Below are 20,313 nucleotides of genomic sequence, written 5' to 3' on the forward strand. Positions count from 1 at the left end.
ATTGCGACATGCCTGGGTGTCGCCGCAGCGATTACCACCAGCGGCGAACTGCGTTTTGGCACCTGCCTGCTCAATCCACCGAGCGGTTACGCGCTCGGCGATCTGGAGTTGGGCAAACGATTTGTCTCCGACTTGCTGTCCGGGCAACACGTGCGTATCGAAGGCGCCGCGCCTTGGCTGGCGCAAGCGCAGTTACCTGAAAATGAGCACGCACAGCTGGCGATTCATGTCGGTTGTGCCGAACGCGAGCCGGCGGCCAATGAGCTGCTGATCTACCCGCGCAGTGTGTTGGTGGCGGTCAGCGCGACCGTGCCGGATCTGGCAAATGCTGTCCGCGCGGCCCTGCACGATGCCGGGATTGCCGTTCAGGCGCTGGCCTGCTTGCTGGCGTCAGACCGTGAAATGGCCAGCCCTGCGCTGCGTGAAGCAGCATTGGCGCTGGGCGTGCCGCTGCGGTTTGCTTCGACAGCGGCGGAGGCTGATGTCAGCGAGTTGGCGCAGCAGGCCGTGCCACAGCTACTGCCACCCATCAGTGTGGGCAGTGGCATCGCCATTGCTGTCGCCGGGGAGCCGTTGGATGTGCAGCAGATCGGTCGTGGACGCGGGCGTCTGGCGGTTATCGGTCTGGGGCCTGGCGCTGCCGAATTGATGGTGCCAGCGGTCAAAGCTGAACTGGCGCGGGCCAACGATGTGCTGGGTTACGAAACCTACGTGCGCATGGCCGGGCCGTTCCGGGCCGATCAAGTGCAGCACTGCACCGACAACCGCGAAGAAATGCAGCGCGCCCGACATGCCTTCGAACTCGCGGCTCAAGGGCGTTCGGTGGTGGTGGTGTCGTCGGGTGATCCGGGCGTGTTCGCCATGGCCTCGGCCGTGCTTGAAGCACTGCACGAGTCGAGTAATGCCGCTTGGCACGCCGTTGAACTGGAAATCCTGCCGGGGGTGTCCGCCTCGCTGGCCACTGCCGCTCAGGCGGGTGCCCCGTTGGGCCATGACTTCTGCGTGATGTCGCTGTCGGACAACCTCAAACCGTGGGACGTGATTGAAAACCGTCTGGACCTGGCGTCTCAGGCCGATCTGGCGCTGGCGTTCTACAACCCCATTTCCCGTTCTCGTCCGTGGCAATTGGGGCGCGCGCTGGAAATCGTCCGCCAACATCGCACCCCGGAAACCCCCGTCACTCTGGGCCGTGATATAGGCCGTCCAGGGCAAACACTGCGGGTCATTACGCTGGGCGAATTGACCCCGGATCAAGTGGACATGCGCACCATGGTCCTGATTGGCTCGTCGACGACCTGCACCTTCCCCCGTGCCGATGGCGGCAGTTGGGTCTATACGCCTCGGTGGTACGGGGTGAAGCCGAGCGGTTGAGCCAGTGTCGTCAATTCCGGCATTTAGTTCGTAAGACAAGTCTCTGGTTGTGTGGGCTAACGCCGAGGTTATAACGGCGAAAGTCCACAAATGACCGTTGAATATTTACAGGGCCAAGTATTCCGGATGTTTGACGGTATGCACTTGAATAATCCCCGGCAGAGGAGTCAAAGTGGACGGCTGGAAACGATCATTGATGTGCGCTAGTTTGAGTGATGCCCAAGAAGGGTGATGACTCAATTAGAAAAGGATGTGCACATGAATGACGCTATTGAACCGACAATGATTATTGAAGCGTGTCGGGCTTATATTGCGGGTTGCGAGCTTCCTGCGGTGGCACTGTCTTCGGATGAAGTCGATAACCCTGTACCGGGAGAAATGCCCCGGTCCCTGACAGTCGACGAGAAAAAGGAAAGCGCCGCTGTCGTCGCTAACAGTATTGTTTCCTTTGTCGCGGGTATGTCCAGGCAGAGTAAGGACGATATCAAGAACTCCGTACTGTTCGCGACGCTGGTTGCCAATCGTGCACATCCCGAGATGCAAGGCCAGCGCTGGTATGAAAAGTTCATGGAGGTGATGTCCCGGGCATCTGGATGGTTCCCGAAGCGCAAGGATTACTCCAGATACACGACGGTCGAACAGCAGTTCACGATGGATCAGGTCGGCCTCAAGGTCCTCTCTTCCGCGGTTGCCGCCGCCGCACTTCCTGGTCCGACCTCCCTATTACTGCTGGGCGTGGCGAAGCAGGCACTTGATGCCCTTCAGGCCAGCGAAGAACCACTCAAGTTGTTTGAGGGTAAAAGCCGCTCTCATGAAGGCGGTACCTTCAGCATTGTCTCTTGCACCGAGTCGGCCGATGACGAAGTGGTCATGACCATGGGAACCGTCAGCTTCTCGTCCACCCTGGATGTCACGAACGTCCTGTTCTGGAACTGGAGCAATACGTCGGTGAGTATTTCCCGCGCCGAGTCGCATCTGGTGTTGAATCAGGGTGTTTACGCCAACGTGCGGGACGACATCCTTGCAAAACTGGGGAACAACGCGAAAGAGGCCGTTGCAGAGTACAGCATTTAATAATCCGGAGAGCCGCAGGTGCTGCGGCTCTCTGGTGCAGGTAACGTTATCAAGGAGAGCCCCGTGCGCAATGGAATGCAGGACGTTTATGTGAACGCAGGAAGTGTCGTTTTTTTTGACGACACCGTCAGTCATTCATTTAAAGAGGATGTACTTGATTCGCAGTTATATGTTCAGTTGGCTGCATCGAAGAAATATTCGAAGTTCGCTGAGTTTGAGGCGTGGCGTACAACATACCTCACGGCAATGGCAACGTTCGGCTGGATAGTTTCAGACCGTAAATACGACAGTCACCCAATAGCGAAAGATGAGCTGTTTGAACCGTGGTCGTGGATCGAACGTGAACTGGATGGCTGTGTACCGACGTCACTTGTCGCTCACGCTAAACGAGTATTGGCACCCGGCCCCGAGCGTTTCCAGGACCCTGCCGCACGGTTGCTTCTCGGAGAAAATACGCTGCAATCCGAACCGTGGCAGGCTGACGTGGATGACAGTTTTGCCGGCGATATTTCAGCACATGCGCTTAAGGTGCCACCCGCCACCCAATTGTTCAGCGTGGTGTTACAGCTGAGTTTTGTTCATGCCGCCCCTGCGATGACCTCGGTGTTAATCTCGTTCAAAACCGTAGAACCCATCGAGCCACAGTTATTGCTCCGGACATTCGACCCTGACCGAATCGTGGGCAATATCGCGGTTGCCTCCTGCTCGGTCGAATTGTCGGATATCCGTTACGCACAGTTTCGGGAGCCATTCATTACGGCTCTTGGCGCCCGAAGGACGTCAATGATCCTGCGGCTTGAGGACACGGAGCAATGATGGCTAAGAATTCTAGTGCTGCTTTGATAGGCAGTAGCCTGACATCGTTTTATTCCGGGATGTCGGAGCAGGAACGGCAAGATATCGAGGATTGCCTGCTGTACGCGGAGCTGTATGCCAGTGAGAAATTTGACCGGCAACAGCTCTGGACAAGCTGGATGAATCGTTATCAGCGCGGACTGTTGAAGCTCGGGTTCACATTGACGGGTTTCATTGTGGAAAACCCGATACAGATTGAGTCCTCGCGGGATTTCGACCGGGTTACTTTCGACGCGATGAGCAAGGTCGGATCAGCTCATCTTGTCGAACTTGCGCACACCTCGTTCAGCGCCATGAAAACCAGTGAGCATGCAAAGGTGTTTCTGGACAGTTGGTTCAGTACCGGACGCTCGGAAAGCTTTCAGGTTGTGCCCTGTGAAAACCTGCCCTCGGGAGAGTTACAGGTTCTGGTCTGTGGGCTGAATATGACTTCTCGCACGGTGGTGGAGGGGCCATTTTTCTGGAACAGCATCAACTCAGAGATGACTGTCCGAATCAATGGTGGCAGCTTTGCGTTCAACAGCACTGCCTATGCTGAACACCGGGCACGCGTGAGGACTGAGTTAGGCGATCAGGCCAAACGCTACATCACTGAAATAGAACTTTAGCGCGGCGGCGGGCTGATTCCACTACGGCACCAGGGGCACCAGGTACCCCTTCACCCCGGTAAAGATGATTTGCGCCGCCAGTGCGCACACGAACAAGCCCATCAAGCGACTGACGATCTGCAGGCCCTGATCGCCAAGGATGCGTTCAATGCGGTTGGAAAGGTACAGCACAATCCCGACGGTGAGGCTGGCAAGGGCGATGCTGAGGATCGCGGTGACCTTATCGTCCCAGTGCGGCTGGCTGACGCCCATGACCAGCAGGGCGCCGATGGTGCCGGGGCCGACCGTCAGGGGAATGGTCAGCGGCACGATGGTCACGTCTTGCTGAACGTTGTCGGTCTGGACTGCGGATTTACCTTGAGCCATGCCCAGTGCCGAGATGAACAACACACTGCCTGCGCCAATGCGGAAGGCATCCACGGTGATGCCGAACACGGTAAAAATCGCCCGCCCGAACAGGTACAGCAGAACACTCGAAATGAGCGTGGCCAGCGCGACTTTCCACGCCAGGCGACGACGTTCCTTGCTGGAATAACCACGGGTGAGGCTGATAAAACAGGACAGGACGAAGAACGGGCTATAGAGCACCAACATCTTCAAATAAACGCTGAACAACACGTGGAGCATGGTTTGAGCTCGCCCGACAGGTGGATGACGAAGAGAAGTCTATCAGGCGGCGCGCGCTGTCTTGTGGAGGAATATCAGTTTCATTGGCGTGTGGGTGAAATCAGCTGGTTTGGGCCTCGGCCTGACGTTGCTCACGCTTGGCGACCCAGTGCTCAATCAGCTCGCGCAATTGCGACAGCTCTACGGGTTTGGCCATGTGCCCGTCCATGCCTGCCTGAACGGCACGCTCTTTATGCTCCGTCAGGATATGCGCGGTCAGGGCGACTACCGGCGTGCGTACTCGCTGATTTCCGACCTCCCAGGCGCGCAGTTGGCGGGTGGCGGAAAACCCGTCAAGGACCGGCATCTCGCAGTCCATCAACACCAGGTCGTAGTGTTGGGCTTTCATCGCGATCAGTGCTTCTTCGCCGTTGCTGGCGGTATCCGGCTGCAGGTTGAGCTTGCCGAGCATGCCGCGAATCACTTTGGTCGAGATGCTGTTGTCTTCGGCGACGAGGATGCGGAAATCACTCGGGACGCTGATGGGCTTGCTGGCATCGGACGGCAAACTGAACGGGGACGCACCCTTGTTGCGTTGGTTGAGTTCATCGGCCAGGGTCGTCTTGAGCGTGTAGCCCGCCACCGGTTTGGCCAGGATGCGTTTGATGCCGGCGTTGCGCGCGATGATCTTGCTCGGCGCGTTGCTGATGCCCGTGAGCATGATCAACAGGATGTCGTGGTTCAGGCTTGGGTCTTCCTTGATCTTGGCCGCCAGTTGCATCCCGGTCATGCCGGGCATGTTCTGGTCGAGCAGGACCGCATCGAAATAATCACGCAGATGCGCCTTGGTCCGCAGCAGTGCGAGCGCTTCCTTGCCCGACGATACGGCACTGACATTCAAGCCCCAGGCGCTGCATTGCTGCACCAGGACTTTGCGGCAGGTGTCATTGTCGTCTACCACCAACACACGGGCGCCCTTGAGCGAACGGTCGAGGTCTGTGGTGGGTTGTTCCAGTCGATCCGGATCCAACGGCAATGTGAGCCAGAGTGTGCTGCCCTGATTGGTGCCGCTCTGGATGCCGAACTCACCGTGCATCAGCATGATCAATTGCCGGGCAATCGCCAGCCCCAGATTGCCGCCGAGCTTGGTGCTGGAGAGGAAATTCTTGCTGTGCAATTCGGTGTGCAGCAGCGCGTCGCGCTCCTTGGCCGCCAACGGCTCGCCGCTGTCTTGCACGGCAATCCGCAGGCGCGGTTTGCCGCTGCGCGAATCCAGTGCAACCACCAGCAGAACCTCGCCCTGGTCGGTTTTCTTCAGGGCATTTTCCAGCAGGCTGAGTAACGTTTGGCGGAGGCGCGTAGGGTCACCGCTGATCACGCGTGGGACCTGTGGCTGAATAAAACTGATCAGTTCGACGTTCTGCTGTTCGGCTTTGGCCCGGAAGATATTCAGACAGTCTTCGATCAGTGCGTTGAGGTCGAACTGCACATCATCGAGCTCGATTTGCCCGGACTCGAGTTTGGTGATGTCGAGAATCTCGTTGATCAGCGTCAGCAGCTCATTGCCAGCGCTGTGGATGGTCTGCACGTAATCACGCTGCTTGACTGAAAGCGGCGTGCCCAGCAGCAGCTCGGTCATGCCCAGTACGCCATTCATCGGGGTGCGGATTTCGTGGCTGATCTTCGCCAGAAACTCGGCCTTGGCATTGACTTCGGCGGTGCTGGCTGCCAGATCGCGGCTGGCGCTGAAGTGATCTTCGGTGATGCTGCGGTGACGCTCGCTGAGGGCAATGCTCATCAGCAGCCCCGAGATACAGAACACACCCAGCAGGGTAATGACCAGCCATTGCGGTGCGATCAGGGTCAGGCGGAGCAAGGCTGGCAGAATCACCAGGCAACCCAGATTGAACACGACCATCGCCAGGACAAATAGCCGGGCAGGGCTGTAACCCTTGTGCCAGTGGTAGGAGGCAACGAACAGAATGCTCAGGCTCGCCAGCGCCACCACGCCATAGGTGATGATATTCAGGGGCAGGGTATCGACGAACAACACCAGCAGGCCACACAGGCCGATGACCAACATGTCAGCCAGCAGGAAGCGGTTCAGGCCACTGGAACGCCGGGGCGCGAAAAATCGATAAGCGAACATCAGGCCGCTCAGGGCCGCCAGGATCAATGCCAGGTATGCGCCGGGCGTCTGCGCCAGGTGCCTGTTGGGCAGCCATGGAGCCAGCAGATTCAGCAGCAGCAGTGCACTCAAGGCCAGCATCGCCTCACAGGCCCCCAGCCACAGGCTGCTTTGTGCGCGAGTGTGGGCGAAACGCGTGATGTTCTGCAGGACCAACATCGCCAGACAACCGAGGAACAGGCCAAGCAATAACGGCTGCCGCTCGTCCGCAGCGCTGGCTATCGCCGATTGCAGGGTGATGTTGGGGCGTAATTTCTGTTCTGACACCGAGCGCAGGTAGATGTCCAGCGGGACATCGCTTTGTGGCAGGGGCAGGAGGAAGTCGGTGGAGGTTGGCAGTTTGTTGTTGCGCGGTATGTTATTACCGGCACGTGAGTGGCTGATCAGCGTATCGCCGTCAAGCACGTACAGGTCCAGGCTGGCCAGGTCGGGCGCGAAGATGCGCAGCAGTTGTTCGTGATCGTCGGGTTGCAGGCGATAGTGCAGCCAGACTGCGCTGTTGCGGTCGCCTGCGCTGACTTGATCGAGTTCGATTGGACTGAATTGATTCGAGTAGCGCGCCGAATGGACATCGCTTAATTGCAGGTCGGCCTTTTCATCCAGCAATGTAGACCAGCCACCGCTTTGCTCGGCATAAGCCGGGAGCATGCAGAGCAGGGTCAGCAGACTGACAGTGAAGCCTATGGCGATCCTGAGCCAGCGCACGGCGAAATCCCTTCGTAGTTGAATGCCAGATAACTATGCGCGGGGCTGGAATAAACAGGCAAGCACCAGCTGATAGGTGCCTGCCCGGTTGGCCGTCTAGCCTTATTCCAGGTCTTCACCACGCTCGCGAGCAATGGCACGGTAGCCAATGTCGTTGCGATAGAAACAACCTTCCCAATCAATTTCAGCCGCCAGTCGGTAAGCCTGTTCCTGGGCGCTCGCTACGCTTTCGCCTAGCGCGGTGGCACACAGGACACGCCCGCCGGACGTCACGACCTGACCATCCTTCAGTGCTGTACCAGCATGGAACACTTTGCCAGGCAAACCTGCCGCAGCGTCCAGACCCTTGATCACGGCATCTTTGGCGTAATCGCCAGGGTACCCGCCAGCGGCCAGCACTACGCCCAGACTCGGACGCGGGTCCCACTGAGCTTCAACTTTGTCCAGGGCTTGCGCCAGAGCGGCTTCGATCAGGAGCACCAGGCTTGATTGCAGACGCAGCATCACCGGTTGGGTTTCCGGATCGCCAAAGCGGCAATTGAACTCGATGACCTTCGGATTGCCTGCCTTGTCGATCATCAGCCCAGCATAGAGGAAACCGGTGTAAACGTTACCTTCCTCGGCCATGCCCCAGACAGTCGGCCATATGACCAGGTCCATGACACGTTGGTGCACCTGTGCAGTCACCACCGGGGCTGGGGAGTAAGCGCCCATGCCGCCGGTATTCGGGCCGCTGTCGCCGTCGCCGACGCGCTTGTGATCCTGACTGGTGGCCATCGGCAATACGTTCTTGCCGTCGACCATCACAATAAAGCTGGCCTCTTCGCCATCGAGGAACTCTTCGATGACTACCCGCGAACCGGCTTCGCCAAATGCGTTGCCAGCGAGCATGTCGCGTACAGCGTCTTCGGCTTCAGTCAGGGTCATGGCAACGATGACGCCTTTGCCCGCCGCCAGGCCGTCTGCCTTGATTACGATCGGCGCGCCGGTTTTTTGCAGATAAGCCAACGCAGGCTCGACCTCGGTGAAGGTCTCATAATCCGCTGTCGGGATCTTGTGACGCGCGAGGAAATCTTTGGTGAAGGCTTTCGAGCCTTCCAGCTGCGCGGCACCTGCGGTCGGACCGAAGCAGTCCAGGCCACGGGCACGGAACAGATCGACCACGCCAGCGACCAGCGGCACTTCCGGACCAACAATGGTCAGGGACACGTTCTTTTGTGCAAAATCTGCAAGCTGCTCAAGGGCCAGCACGTCGATGGCGACGTTTTCGCACTTGGCTTCAGTCGCGGTCCCGGCATTGCCCGGTGCCACGAATACTTTCACGACACGCGGGTCCTGTGCGACTTTCCACGCCAGGGCGTGTTCACGGCCACCGCTGCCAATGATCAAAACATTCATTTCAAAAACCTCGATGACGCTGAATTCTGTTTTAGAGCCTAAAGCGCTTTTCGCTGTAGGAGGTCGCAATGAAGTGGGTAGATGCAAGGCGGAGTCGCTTTCGATGAGCGGAGTTGCCTTTTGGCAATGAGCATCATCGGAAGCGGCTCCAACGCAGCAGATACCTGCTTCAGTGCGGCCGCTGCCAAGTTAGTGGCGGAAATGGCGCATACCGGTGAATACCATCGCAATGCCAGCTTCATCGGCTGCGGCGATCACTTCGTTGTCGCGCATCGAGCCGCCTGGCTGGATGACGGCAGTGATACCGGCCTTGGCTGCGTTGTCGATGCCGTCACGGAACGGGAAAAACGCATCCGATGCCATGACCGCGCCCTGTACTTGCAGGCCAGCGTGTTCAGCTTTGATCGCGGCGATGCGTGCAGAGTTTACCCGGCTCATCTGGCCAGCGCCGACACCGATGGTCTGACGATTCTTGGCGTAGACGATGGCGTTGGATTTCACGTATTTGGCGACTTTCCAGGCGAAGATCAGGTCGTGGATTTCCTGTTCGGTCGGCGCGCGCTGGGTCACGACTTTCAGGTCGTCGCTGCCGATCATACCGATGTCGCGGCTCTGTACCAGCAACCCGCCGTTGACGCGTTTGAAGTCCCAGGCAGGCATGCGCTCGGCAGCCCATTGCCCGGTGGTCAGCAGGCGAACGTTGGCCTTGGTGGCAATAATGGCTTTTGCTTCGGCCGTTACGCTTGGCGCGATGATCACTTCGACGAACTGACGATCGACAATGGCCTTGGCCGTTTCAGCATCCAGCTCGCGGTTGAAGGCAATGATGCCGCCGAAAGCCGATTCGGTGTCGGTGGCATAGGCCAGTTCATACGCCTGGCGAATGCCGCCTTCGTCGTCCGGGCTGACGGCGACGCCGCACGGGTTTGCGTGCTTGACGATGACGCAGGCAGGCTTGACGAAGCTTTTCACGCATTCCAGCGCGGCATCGGTGTCGGCTACGTTGTTGAAGGACAGTTCCTTGCCTTGCAACTGAGTCGCCGTGGCGATGCTTACTTCGGCAGGGTGGGCTTCCACGTAGAACGCCGCGCTCTGATGCGGGTTCTCGCCATAGCGCATTTCCTGAGCCTTGATGAACTGGCTGTTGAACGTACGCGGGAACGCGCTACGGCCTTCAGTGCTGAGGGTTTCAGCGCCTTGGTCGATGCTGCCCAGGTAGTTGGCGATCATGCCGTCGTAGGCGGCGGTGTGCTCGAACGCCTTGAGCATCAGGTCGAAACGCTGGGCGTACGTCAGGCCACCGGACTTGAGGCTTTCCAGCACGTTGCTGTAGTCGCTGGCGTTGACCACGATGGCCACGTCTTTGTGGTTCTTGGCTGCCGAGCGAACCATGGTCGGGCCGCCGATATCGATGTTCTCGATGGCGGTCGGCAGGTCACAACCTGGCTTGGCGATGGTCGCTTCGAACGGGTAGAGGTTGACCGCAACCAGATCGATCGGCTTGATCCCGTGCTCGCTCATGATGGCGTCGTCGATACCGCGACGGCCAAGGATGCCACCATGGATTTTCGGGTGCAGGGTCTTGACCCGGCCATCCATCATTTCTGCGAAGCCGGTGTAATCAGCGACTTCTACCGCAGCAATACCATTGTCCTTGAGCAGCTTGAAGGTGCCGCCGGTGGAGAGGATCTCGACGCCCAGAGCGGTAAGCTCGCGAGCGAATTCGAGAATCCCGGTCTTGTCGGAGACGCTGATCAACGCGCGGCGGATTGGCAGGCGGGTAGTCTGGTCGGTCATTTCAATTCCCATCTAAAGCAAAGGAGTCAGCAAAAAAAGGCGACCCAATGAGGTGGGTCGCCTCTTCTGTTTTAAATGCTTACAGCAGATCGTACTGCTTGAGCTTCTTGCGCAGGGTGCCGCGATTGAGGCCCAGTAATTCGGACGCTTTGGTCTGGTTGCCCTTGACGTAGTTCATCACGCATTCGAGCAATGGCGCCTCGACTTCCGACAGCACGAGGTTGTACACATCCGTGACGGCAGCGCCTTCCAGGTGGGCGAAATAATTGTGCAGCGCTTTCTCGACACTCCCGCGCAGGGTTTGACCCTCTTCGCTCGGGGTGTTGAGGTGCTGTTTCAAATTGACGTTGTCGCTCACGGGTGTTGTTCCACTCACTAAAGTCTCGGTCATCATCGTCATGCGGCCACCTCTTCTTCGTCCCTTGTTTCCGGGCTTTTGTAACGCTCGCTGAAAAAGTCGCGAACGTTGGCGCACTGTGCTTCCGTATCTTCCAAACGATTGAAGTGGGCGCGAAACTCCCTGGCGCCCGGCAAGGTTGCGAGATACCAGCCGACATGCTTGCGCGCAATACGCACGCCCAGCACATCGCCATAGAAGGTGTGCAGCGCCGCCAGATGCTCAAGCAGGATGCGTTCCACCTCACTCAACTGCAGCGCCGGTAATGTCTCGCCGGTGCGCAGGTAGTGTTCTATCTCGCGAAAAATCCATGGGCGCCCTTGGGCGGCCCGACCAATCAACAACCCGTCTGCACCGGTCGCCTGTAGCACGTACCGGGCTTTTGCCGGTGAATCGATATCGCCATTGGCGAAGACCGGGATCGACACTGCCTGTTTGATTTCGGCAATGGTGTCGTATTCGGCTTCGCCGGTGTACAGGTCTGCCCGGGTGCGGCCATGTACCGCCAGCGCCATTATTCCCGCCTGCTCGGCGATTTTCGCCACGGTCAGACCATTTTTGTTCGCCCGGTCCCAGCCGGTACGAATCTTCAAGGTGACCGGCACATCGACTGCGGCCACTACGGCCCGCAGGATCTCGCTCACCAGGTGTTCGTCTTTCAATAGCGCGGAGCCGGCAGCCTTGTTGCAGACTTTTTTTGCCGGACAACCCATGTTGATATCAATAATCTGTGCGCCCATTTCGACATTGGCGCGTGCTGCATCCGCGAGCATCTGCGGGTCACCGCCGGCGATCTGTACCGAGCGTGGCTCGGGATCGCCTTCGTGGATCATGCGCAGGCGCGATTTGCGACTGTTCCACAGGCTCATGTCACTGGTGACCATTTCCGAAACCACCAGTCCCGCGCCGAGTTGACGGCAGAGCTGACGAAACGGCTGGTCTGTGACCCCGGCCATCGGGGCGAGAATCAAGCCGTTTTGCAATGTATAGGGGCCGATACGTACCGCCGACATAGGTGTGCCTGTTGTGGGGCCGAATCAATGCATGTCGTGTGGAAACGACTGCGGGCCTGGCACGCAACGTTTCCACACGGGCCTGCTCGGATTCTGTCCATCAAGTGCTTGCGCGACTTTTCAGACCGAACCCAGAGTGTGAAAAAGGGTTGGCATGATACCCGCTCTCGATGACTGGATAAAGGCTGAATTGGATAAAATCTGAACAGTTATTTTCTTATCGCTGACGGTTTGGTTTTCTGCCACAACGTCATAAAAACGCCGTCAATCCCGGAAGGCTGGTCGCTTCATGCTCAGGCTTGAGGCTATCGGCCTTTTTTACCGGAGCGCTTGCTGAAGCGCTGCTGGCAGGCCGGGCTCTCCGGTCCGCGTGCGTTTACTCGGGAGAGCGGAAGCTCAAGCTGTAGTTCACAGCTTTGGTCCCTGGATCGAGGATGTCCAATGCGATGTGGATCGGCGTTTGGGGTGGCATTTCAGCTTTGCCTGCCATCTCGCCGCTCAGGTATTCGCTGGGTTTGAATCGACGACTGGCGATCAACTGGCCGTTGGGATCGGCGAAGCGCAACTCCAGCAGCGGAAACGGCTGAGAAAAGGACGCCCGGTTATAGATGATTGCGTCAACCACCAGTGCACCCTTGAAGTCGGGATGGCTGCGCACCACCAGATTGCTGCTCTTGAGCAGCTTGATATCGACTTTTGACGGCACTGTGCAGCCGATTTGCGGACAGACCTGCTGGAACCATGGACGGTATTGGTCCTGGCGCGCCAGTTCGTCGAAGTGATACCAAATGTATTGGCCGGCCAATGCAGCGCTCGCAAGCACAATCAGCAATCCCCAGAAAAAGCGCCGACCCCAGCGAGGCTTGGGCTTCTGCCAGTCGAGTTGCAGCGGGTCGTCGGTGAGATCCAGCAGTGGCTTGTCTCGCGCCCCCTCATCGAGCAGGCCGGGTTCACTGCGACCGCGTTTGAGCTTTGGCTCCTGACGCTCTTGCGATTCTTCGAGGGTGTCCGGTTCGTCGTCGATGGCCGACAAGCGCTCGGGGTTTTCTTTGGGCAGAGGGGCGCTCTGGCTTTCGCTCAGGCGTGGTCCCTGCGCCTCGGGTTCGTCGTCCAGTGCCGCGCTGTCGAGTGACAACGAAGGCTCGGTACGGTGGTGTGAAGTCGGTTCAGGCGTTTCGTTGGTCTCGGGCGCGGCGCTGGCTTCAACGTGGAGGTGTTCTTGCGCATCGTCGTTGAGCAGGCTGTCGACCCACTGCTCGTTTTCTATCTCGGCGCTGTCGCGACGTGCGCTCAGTGCCGAGTCGTTATGCCTGGAATGACCTTCACGCCCGAACGTTTCAGGCAGCTGGATTTCCCGTTGCTCAAGCCGGGCGAGTTCTTCGTCCAGGTCGAGGTCGTCCAGATCAAGGCTGTCGAGCTCAATTGCGCTGGCCTTCCACGGCTGGGCGGGCTTGACTGGTGCTTCAGCCTGTATGACCACTGGCTCGGGCGGGATGACGGGTGGGGCGGGAGGAGGCGCTTGCGTTTCTGCGGGCGACTTGCCTGACCGTTGTTCGAGCAGTTGCTTCGCCGCATTGAAGACCTGCAGGCAGGAGCCACACCGGACCACGCCCCGGGCCACGCTCAATTGGGCATGGCTGACGCGGAAACTGGTCTGGCAGTGCGGACACTGAGTAACGAAACTGTCGGTCATGCGGCTATCCGGTTTAGGCAGGCGCTCATCTTAGTCCATGGTTTCAAATAGCGGTTAACGGCGACGACCTGTGATACGGACCCAGCCATCACGATTGGCGATAGGATCCAGGTCGAACGTGTCGGCGTAAGCCGCGGCCACTTCTTCGCCTTGTTCAGCGAGGATGCCTGATAACGCCAGGCGACCACCGGTTTTGACCAGGCTTGCCAGGGTGGGAGCCAACGACACCAAGGGGCCGGCCAGGATATTGGCGACCAACACGTCGGCTTTTTCTTGCGGCAAGTCTTCCGGCAGGTACAGGGTGAAACGCTCGGGGGCGATAGCGTTGCGGTCTGCGTTGTCGCGCGAGGCATCAAGCGCCTGGTAGTCAATGTCGGTGCCGACGGCTTGTTTGGCGCCCAGCAACAGCGCCGCAATCGCCAGAATCCCGGAGCCGCAACCGAAGTCCAGCACGCTGCAGTCTTTCAGGTCCTGACCGTCGAGCCATTCCAGGCACAGCGCAGTAGTGGGGTGCGTGCCGGTGCCGAAGGCCAGGCCCGGATCGAGCAGCAGGTTGACCGCACCCGGCTCGGGTGCCGCGTGCCAGCTCGGGACGATCCACAGGCGTTGACCAAAACGCATGGGGTGGAAGTTGTCCATCCAGCTGCGTTCCCAGTCCTGGTCTTCGATGACTTCGCTCATGTGTTCCGGCAGTTCTGCACCGGTGAGCAATTGCAGGTGGGCCAGCACCTGATCGGCATTGGTATCGGCTTCGAACAGCGCCAGCAAGTGGGTGTGCGACCACAGCGGCGTGGTGTTGAGTTCCGGCTCGAAAATCGGCTGGTCTTCGGCGTCCATGAAGGTTACGGACACGGCGCCCACTTCAAGAAAAGCGTCTTCGTAGGTTTCGGCTTGTTCTGGGCTGATGGCGAGACGGACTTGCAGCCAAGGCATGGCGGGCACCTTTGAAAAATGACGATGTGCAGCAAGCAGCTGCGAGAAGCGCGCAAGTTTACTTGAGCGCGAAGGCGAAGGGCAAAAAACAACAAAGCCGCGGCTAAGCGGCTTTGAGGAGAAGAGCCAAAGACTGGCTCTTTCTGGCATGACAGATCAGACAGGGCTGGGCGACACAATGATTTTGACGTTGTGTTCCTTGTTGTTGACCAGTTCCTCAAACCCGCGACTGACAATGTCCTCCAGGCCAATCCGCCCGGTGACCAGCGGTGCTATGTCCAGGCTGCCGTCGGCGATAAGGGCGATGACGTCGGCGAACTCGCCGTTGTAGGCCAAAGAGCCCATGACCTGCTTTTCGGTGGACACCAGGTCGAAGAAGTTGAATTGGCTCGGTTCCTCGAAAATACCCACCAGCACGCATTTGCCAGCTTTGCGGATCACATCGATGGCGAGCTTGGCCGTGTGTTTATTGCCGATGCATTCGAAGCTCACATCGGCGCCCAAGCCCTGGGTGACCGCACGAATTTCCGCAAGCGCGTCGCACTCGGAAGGATCGAAGACCCGGGTGGCGCCGACTTCCAGTGCCTTGGCCTTGCGCGCCGATGACATTTCCAGGGCGATGACCTGTGCAGCACCGGCCGCTTTGGCGCACATGATGGTGCACAGGCCGATGGTGCCAGCCCCGACGACTACCACGGTTTGCCCGTGCAGGCTGCCCGCCTTCTTGACCGCGTGCATGCCCACCGCCAGAGGTTCGATCAGCGCCCCGGCCTCTTTGGGGAAGCCTGCTGGCAATGTGTACAGGAGGTTGGCAGGCACATTGACCCACTCAGCGAAGGCGCCGTTGTTCATCAGGCCGGTAAACGCCAGTCGTTCACAGATGTTGTAAAGGCCATGGGTGCAGTAATAACAAGTGCCGCAATGCTGGCAGGCATCAGCGGTGATCAGGTCACCCACGGCAAACCCCTGGACGTTGGCGCCGAGCTTGGTGATTTCGCCGCAGAACTCATGGCCCAGAATGCATTGGCCCTGGATGCCGGTCATCGGGTGCGGAGCGTCTACCGGAATGAACACCGGTCCGGCGACGTATTCATGCAGGTCCGAACCGCAGATGCCACACCAGTCCACGCGAATCTGCACCCAGTCGGCAGGCGGGTCGGAGGGCAGTGGCACGTCTTCTACGCGGATATCGTGGCGTCCATGCCAGACTGCTGCGCGCATGCTGGCGGTGCTTCTCAATGGAGTGCTCATCGTGTGTTATCTCCTCACAACAGTGTGGAAGCTCCGGCGAGCGTCGGGCAGGCCAGAGCCGCTGATTTTATTGGCCCTGCAGGAAGCCGAGGATCAGGCGGTTGACCTGCTCCGCCGCTTCCATCTGCACCATGTGGCCTTGCCCCGCCAACACTTCGACCTGCGCACTGAGCCCCTCGGCGTGAGCGGCAGGGATGATGGCGTCGTTGGCGCCCCAGATCACCAGGCTCGGCTGCTGCGCGACGACTGAACGCAGGTCGGTGTGCTGCTGTCCGCCTGCAAACAATTGGGTGGTCAGCAGGCGCAGGGCCGCATCGACCCCCTCCAGTCGTTTGAACTTGAGCATGTCTTCAAGCATTTGCCGATTCACCAGCGCCGGGTCGGAAAACAGCTGCACCAGTTGGGGCTTCAAGGCATTGCGGTTGGCGGCGTCGACGAAGCCCTGCAAGTACTCGCCATTGATCTGCGAGCCCAGGCCTGCGCTGGCGATCAAGGTCAGTGAGCGGACTCGATTCGGTGCAAGGCGGGCGGCGTTGAGTGCGACGGCGCCCCCCATCGAATGGCCGGCCAAGTGTGCGGACTCTATGTCCAGATGATCGAGCAAGCTCAGGACGGTCTGGCTCAGCTCGTCCAGGTCGCCGCGTTGCAGGGTTTTACCCGACTCGCCATGCCCTGGCAGATCGAGCGCGATAACGCGACGCCCGGCAGCGAGTGCGTCGTGGTTGAACAGCCAGTTGTTTAAATCTCCGCCGAAACCGTGAATCAACACCAGCGGACTGGCGCCTTCGCCACGGTCGAAAAAGCGCAGCGTGCGGCCTTCGAGCTGAATTTTCTGCGGCGCCGGACCGCTGTCTTCATCGGCATCGCCACCGGGGACGAACTCGGCCTGGAAGCGTTCGATCACCGCGTCGACCTCGTCATCGCTGGCATCCCCCTCGACGACGATGGCGAGCAGGGCGCCCACTGACAGGGTTTCATCCTGTTGCGCTATCCGGCGTCGCAACACGCCAGAAAAAGGGGTTTCGACGCTGCTGGAGATTTTGTCGGTTTCGACATCGAGCACCTGATCGCCTTTCTCTATGCGCTCTCCTTCCTCCTTGAGCCACGTGTCGACGCGTCCTTCAGTCATCGACAGGCCCCATTTGGGCATGGTCAGCGTATGAATCTGGCTCATGCAACCTTCCTCCCTTCGCAAATTTTATGCACGGCCGCTTCGATTTTTGCGGCGGTAGGGATGTAGAGGTCCTCCAGCGCATCGGAGAAAGGCACAGGGGTGTGCGGCGCGGTGACCATTTCAATCGGTGCTTTGAGGGCGAAAAACGCTTTCTGAGCAACCAGTGCCGAGATGTCGGTGGCCATCGAACAGCGTGGGTTAGCTTCGTCGATCACCACCAGACGGCCGGTTTTTTCTACACTTTCGAGGATGCTGTCCAGGTCCAGCGGGCTGGTGGTGCGCAAGTCCAGAACTTCACAGGCAATGCCCTGACGTGCGAGGTTGTTTGCCGCCTCCAGCGCCAGATGGACCATGCGACCGTAGGTCACGAGGGTCACGTCATCACCCTCGCGCAAGAAATTGGCTTCGCCAAACGGCACGGTGTACAGCTCTTCCGGGACTTCACCCTGCATGCTGTAAAGCATTTTGTGCTCGCAGAAAATCACCGGGTCGTTGTCGCGAATGGCCTGAATCAGCAAGCCCTTGGCGTCATAGGGAGAGGACGGGCACACCACTTTCAGGCCGGGAATATGGGTCCACAGGGAGGTGAGCATTTGCGAGTGCTGGGCGGCTGCCCGCAAGCCGGCGCCATACATGGTGCGGATCACCACGGGGGTGACGGCCTTACCACCGAACATGTAGCGAAATTTGGCCGCCTGGTTGAGGATTTGATCCAGGCAGCAGCCCGCGAAATCGACGAACATCAGCTCGCACACCGGCCGCACGCCTTGGGTGGCGGCGCCTATGGCGGCACCGACATACCCCAGTTCGGACAGTGGCGTGTCCAGAACCCGCCCGGGAAACTGGTGATAAAGTCCCTTGGTGACGCCTAGCACGCCGCCCCAGGCATCCTGCTCGCCGGGTGCGCCCGCGCCGCCAGCAACGTCTTCACCCATGATGAATACGGTGGGGTCGCGGCGCATTTCCTGGGCAAGCGCTTCGTTGATCGCCTGCTGATAGCTGATTTTTCTCGCCATGATAATTCTCCTGTTGTTCTTGTTTTTAGGTCGGCTCAGGGATAGGACACGTACACGTCGGTCAGCAGGTCGCTTGCCTGGGGTTTAGGGTCTGACTTGGCTCGGCGTACGGCGTCTTCGATCAGGTGCTCGACGTCTTGGTCGATCTGGTCGAGTTGAGCGACTTTCAGCAGCCCGGCATTCAGGCTGCGTTCGCGGAACTGCATAAGGCAGTCACGGGTGTCGCGAAAGTTCTTGATCTCGTCGGGCGCGCGGTAGGTTTGTGCATCACCTTCGAAGTGTCCGTAGTAGCGGGTGAGTTTCATCTCGATCAGCGACGGCCCTTCACCGGCCCGGGCCCGAGCGACAGCGGCGCCCGCCGCTTCGTGGACAGCGAAGAAGTCGAAGCCGTCTACCGTCACGCCGGGCATGCCGAAACCGGCTGCGCGGTCGGCGATATGGTCGCTGGCGACCGACCACACGGACGCCGTTGCCTCGGCGTAACCATTGTTTTCGGCGATGAACAGGCAGGGCAGGTTCCAGATCGACGCGAGGTTCATGGCTTCGAAAACCGCCCCCTCGTTTGAACCGCCATCGCCAAAGAAGGCCACCGCGACGCCTTGTGTGCCTTTGAGCTTGGCGGCCAGGGCGGCACCCGCAGCCAGCGGTGCGCCGGCGCCGACGATGCCGTTGGCGCCGAGCATGCCTTTCTCCAGGTCGGCGATGTGCATCGAACCTCCCTTGCCGCCGCAGACCCCGGTTTTCTTGCCGTAGATCTCGGCCATCATGCCGTACACATCGACTCCCTTGGCGATGCAATGGCCGTGGCCGCGGTGGGTGGAAGCGATGCAGTCATCGTCGGTAAGGTGGGCCATGACGCCAGCGGCCGAGGCTTCCTCCCCGGCATACAAATGGACGAAGCCGGGGATCTCGCCGGTGGCGAATTCGACGTGCAGGCGCTCTTCGAAGACGCGGATCGTGCGCATCACTTTGTAGGCGTGCAACAGTTGCTCATGGGACAGGTGAGTGGACATCTTGTTGTTCTCCTGGGTTGTCTCAACACGGAAGGTTTGCGGGGTGTTGCGGGTGCTCGCGGCCTATCGCCAGCAGACGATGGAGCGCGGCATAGGCCAAAACGGCTTCGACATCGATGCTGATCGGGCCGTAAGGGTCGAGGGTGACGGTGGGGTGGTCGTGGGCGCTGAACTCGATTTCACGTTCGCCGTCCAGGGCCAGGGTGCCGCTGGCCCGGCTGAGTGAATAAGCCACTCCAGGTTGCATCGAGCCGCTGGCACTGATGGCGCAGCCCTGGAGCAAACCTGGCGCCAGCGGCACCAGCACGGCATTGTCGGCGTTAGGGTCCAGGCGGACCCAGGCGCCCAGCGGTGATTGGCGCGAGACCGGGCACCACAATCCGCAGAGTGCCGAAAGGCCAATGGCATGGGGCTCGGCAAACGTCACGAAGACCTCCGCCAGGTCTTCGGCGTGGCAGATCGCACGGGCACCGATGAAGGGTTGCGACGAAACCGCGACATCGACCAACGCCCATTCACAAATGCCCCGAGCGTGCTCACGAACCAGCAAACGCTTGTTGCGCCGCAGGCCGATCCCGGGAGGAACGCGTCCGCTTGCGCAGAGCCCTCCGGCCAGCCCGGCACTGGTGGCTTCGCGCAGTTCAGGGAAGGCGTTGTTGGTGCCGGTCGAGAGTGTCAGCAGAGGAATGTCACCGACTTCGGCGGCAACCGCCTTGTGCGTCCCGTCGCCGCCCAACACAGCGATCAGTGCGACCCCTTGTTCGGCCATCATTCGTGCGGCCAGGCGTGTGTCTTCGACGGTCTGGCGCAGGGGCATGTCGAGAAAGGTCAGGCGTGGCCAGTGGCTTTCACGGGCGTTACGTCCCTGGCTGGCTTTGAGCACAGCGGCGGCGATGCCTGTCATGTCGGGCGCCAGCAAGACGTGCTGGATGCCGGTGGCGCCGAAAGCACCGAGCAGGCGCTGGACCACGGAGGCCTTCTCGGTACTCGAATAAACGCCGGCATTGGCCGTCAGGCGGCGCACATCGCGACCCGACGCCGGGTTGGCGATGATCCCCACGATCAGCGCGGGTTCAGTCATGGCACACCTCTGATTATTGTTTGTCTGTGTCAGAGCAAGGCCGGTGCCAACCCGGTTGATATGGCCGCAGAGGGCCGGTTTAGAGCGCTTCGTTCAGCAGCGTCGAGTGCCTGTCGGAGGGGCTGATCGAGACGCGTGGT

Annotated in this window: 17 protein-coding genes; 4 read left to right on the forward strand and 13 right to left on the reverse strand. The window is 59.6% G+C overall.

Annotation, left to right across the window (positions count from 1 at the left end):
• The 4 genes from cobJ to K0F75_RS14225 form a co-directional block, all read left to right on the forward strand.
• Positions 1-1,371: precorrin-3B C(17)-methyltransferase (gene cobJ / locus K0F75_RS14210; RefSeq protein ID WP_257604378.1), on the forward strand; the 1,371-nt coding region annotated here is incomplete at its 5' end.
• A gap of 258 nt (positions 1,372-1,629) precedes the next feature.
• Positions 1,630-2,445 (forward strand): hypothetical protein, encoded by an 816-nt coding sequence (locus K0F75_RS14215; RefSeq protein WP_219062506.1) that lies wholly within the window; start codon positions 1,630-1,632, stop codon positions 2,443-2,445.
• A 63-nt stretch (positions 2,446-2,508) separates the two neighbouring features.
• Complete coding sequence (locus K0F75_RS14220; RefSeq protein WP_219062507.1) at positions 2,509-3,261, forward strand: hypothetical protein; 753 nt, start codon at positions 2,509-2,511, stop codon at positions 3,259-3,261.
• Positions 3,261-3,908, forward strand: a complete 648-nt coding sequence (locus K0F75_RS14225; RefSeq protein ID WP_219062508.1) for a hypothetical protein — start codon at positions 3,261-3,263, stop codon at positions 3,906-3,908. Before K0F75_RS14220 ends, K0F75_RS14225 begins: the two co-directional genes overlap by 1 nt.
• A 21-nt stretch (positions 3,909-3,929) precedes the next feature.
• On the opposite strand, the gene K0F75_RS14230 is transcribed toward K0F75_RS14225, so the two are convergent.
• From K0F75_RS14230 to K0F75_RS14290, 13 genes are all read right to left on the reverse strand, one after another.
• Positions 3,930-4,535 carry a MarC family protein gene (locus tag K0F75_RS14230; RefSeq protein ID WP_219062509.1) on the reverse strand — a complete coding sequence of 202 codons (606 nt, stop codon included), beginning with the start codon at positions 4,533-4,535 and terminating at the stop codon, positions 3,930-3,932.
• Between the two features lie 100 nt (positions 4,536-4,635).
• Entirely contained in the window at positions 4,636-7,407 is a 2,772-nt protein-coding gene (locus K0F75_RS14235) for a hybrid sensor histidine kinase/response regulator (RefSeq protein WP_219062510.1), read from the reverse strand.
• Between the two features lie 102 nt (positions 7,408-7,509).
• A complete protein-coding gene (gene purD, locus K0F75_RS14240) occupies positions 7,510-8,805 on the reverse strand; it encodes a phosphoribosylamine--glycine ligase (protein ID WP_219062511.1) in 1,296 nt (431 codons plus the stop codon).
• Between the two features lie 189 nt (positions 8,806-8,994).
• Positions 8,995-10,602, reverse strand: coding sequence for a bifunctional phosphoribosylaminoimidazolecarboxamide formyltransferase/IMP cyclohydrolase (gene purH / locus K0F75_RS14245; protein WP_219062512.1), 1,608 nt, complete (start codon positions 10,600-10,602; stop codon positions 8,995-8,997).
• Positions 10,603-10,681: 79 nt separating this feature from the next.
• Entirely contained in the window at positions 10,682-11,002 is a 321-nt protein-coding gene (gene fis, locus K0F75_RS14250) for a DNA-binding transcriptional regulator Fis (protein WP_007907419.1), read from the reverse strand.
• Positions 10,999-12,012 (reverse strand): tRNA dihydrouridine synthase DusB, encoded by a 1,014-nt coding sequence (gene dusB / locus K0F75_RS14255; RefSeq protein ID WP_219062513.1) that lies wholly within the window; start codon positions 12,010-12,012, stop codon positions 10,999-11,001. The genes fis and dusB overlap by 4 nt, the downstream gene beginning before the upstream one ends.
• Positions 12,013-12,388: 376 nt before the next feature.
• Positions 12,389-13,705 (reverse strand): DUF3426 domain-containing protein, encoded by a 1,317-nt coding sequence (locus K0F75_RS14260; RefSeq protein ID WP_219062514.1) that lies wholly within the window; start codon positions 13,703-13,705, stop codon positions 12,389-12,391.
• Positions 13,706-13,759: 54 nt separating this feature from the next.
• Positions 13,760-14,638 (reverse strand): 50S ribosomal protein L11 methyltransferase, encoded by an 879-nt coding sequence (prmA, locus tag K0F75_RS14265; RefSeq protein WP_219062515.1) that lies wholly within the window; start codon positions 14,636-14,638, stop codon positions 13,760-13,762.
• 156 nt (positions 14,639-14,794) lie between these two features.
• Positions 14,795-15,859 (reverse strand): 2,3-butanediol dehydrogenase, encoded by a 1,065-nt coding sequence (locus K0F75_RS14270; RefSeq protein WP_257604387.1) that lies wholly within the window; start codon positions 15,857-15,859, stop codon positions 14,795-14,797.
• Positions 15,860-15,956: 97 nt separating this feature from the next.
• Positions 15,957-17,063 (reverse strand): acetoin dehydrogenase dihydrolipoyllysine-residue acetyltransferase subunit, encoded by a 1,107-nt coding sequence (locus K0F75_RS14275; RefSeq protein WP_219062517.1) that lies wholly within the window; start codon positions 17,061-17,063, stop codon positions 15,957-15,959.
• Complete coding sequence (locus K0F75_RS14280) at positions 17,060-18,079, reverse strand: alpha-ketoacid dehydrogenase subunit beta (protein ID WP_219062518.1); 1,020 nt, start codon at positions 18,077-18,079, stop codon at positions 17,060-17,062. Before K0F75_RS14280 ends, K0F75_RS14275 begins: the two co-directional genes overlap by 4 nt.
• Before the next feature lie 35 nt (positions 18,080-18,114).
• Positions 18,115-19,092: a thiamine pyrophosphate-dependent dehydrogenase E1 component subunit alpha gene (locus K0F75_RS14285; RefSeq protein ID WP_219062519.1), complete on the reverse strand. Its 978-nt coding sequence runs from the start codon at positions 19,090-19,092 to the stop codon at positions 18,115-18,117.
• 22 nt (positions 19,093-19,114) lie between these two features.
• A complete protein-coding gene (locus K0F75_RS14290) occupies positions 19,115-20,173 on the reverse strand; it encodes an ATP-NAD kinase family protein (protein WP_219062520.1) in 1,059 nt (352 codons plus the stop codon).
• Positions 20,174-20,313: the final 140 nt, after the last annotated feature.

The sequence above is a fragment of the Pseudomonas sp. UMAB-08 genome, from assembly GCF_900095225.1.
Classification (GTDB): domain Bacteria; phylum Pseudomonadota; class Gammaproteobacteria; order Pseudomonadales; family Pseudomonadaceae; genus Aquipseudomonas.

Excerpts from the sequence above, each read along its gene's own strand:
- K0F75_RS14215 (WP_219062506.1), top strand. The coding sequence starts at position 1,630 with ATGAATGACGCTATTGAACCGACAATGATTATTGAAGCGTGTCGGGCT.
- K0F75_RS14225 (WP_219062508.1), top strand. The coding sequence starts at position 3,261 with ATGGCTAAGAATTCTAGTGCTGCTTTGATAGGCAGTAGCCTGACATCG.
- K0F75_RS14230 (WP_219062509.1), bottom strand. The coding sequence starts at position 4,535 with ATGCTCCACGTGTTGTTCAGCGTTTATTTGAAGATGTTGGTGCTCTAT.
- purD (WP_219062511.1), bottom strand. The coding sequence starts at position 8,805 with ATGAATGTTTTGATCATTGGCAGCGGTGGCCGTGAACACGCCCTGGCG.
- purH (WP_219062512.1), bottom strand. The coding sequence starts at position 10,602 with ATGACCGACCAGACTACCCGCCTGCCAATCCGCCGCGCGTTGATCAGC.
- fis (WP_007907419.1), bottom strand. The coding sequence starts at position 11,002 with ATGACGATGATGACCGAGACTTTAGTGAGTGGAACAACACCCGTGAGC.
- dusB (WP_219062513.1), bottom strand. The coding sequence starts at position 12,012 with ATGTCGGCGGTACGTATCGGCCCCTATACATTGCAAAACGGCTTGATT.
- K0F75_RS14260 (WP_219062514.1), bottom strand. The coding sequence starts at position 13,705 with ATGACCGACAGTTTCGTTACTCAGTGTCCGCACTGCCAGACCAGTTTC.
- prmA (WP_219062515.1), bottom strand. The coding sequence starts at position 14,638 with ATGCCTTGGCTGCAAGTCCGTCTCGCCATCAGCCCAGAACAAGCCGAA.
- K0F75_RS14270 (WP_257604387.1), bottom strand. The coding sequence starts at position 15,859 with ATGCGCGCAGCAGTCTGGCATGGACGCCACGATATCCGCGTAGAAGAC.
- K0F75_RS14275 (WP_219062517.1), bottom strand. The coding sequence starts at position 17,063 with ATGAGCCAGATTCATACGCTGACCATGCCCAAATGGGGCCTGTCGATG.
- K0F75_RS14280 (WP_219062518.1), bottom strand. The coding sequence starts at position 18,079 with ATGGCGAGAAAAATCAGCTATCAGCAGGCGATCAACGAAGCGCTTGCC.
- K0F75_RS14285 (WP_219062519.1), bottom strand. The coding sequence starts at position 19,092 with ATGTCCACTCACCTGTCCCATGAGCAACTGTTGCACGCCTACAAAGTG.
- K0F75_RS14290 (WP_219062520.1), bottom strand. The coding sequence starts at position 20,173 with ATGACTGAACCCGCGCTGATCGTGGGGATCATCGCCAACCCGGCGTCG.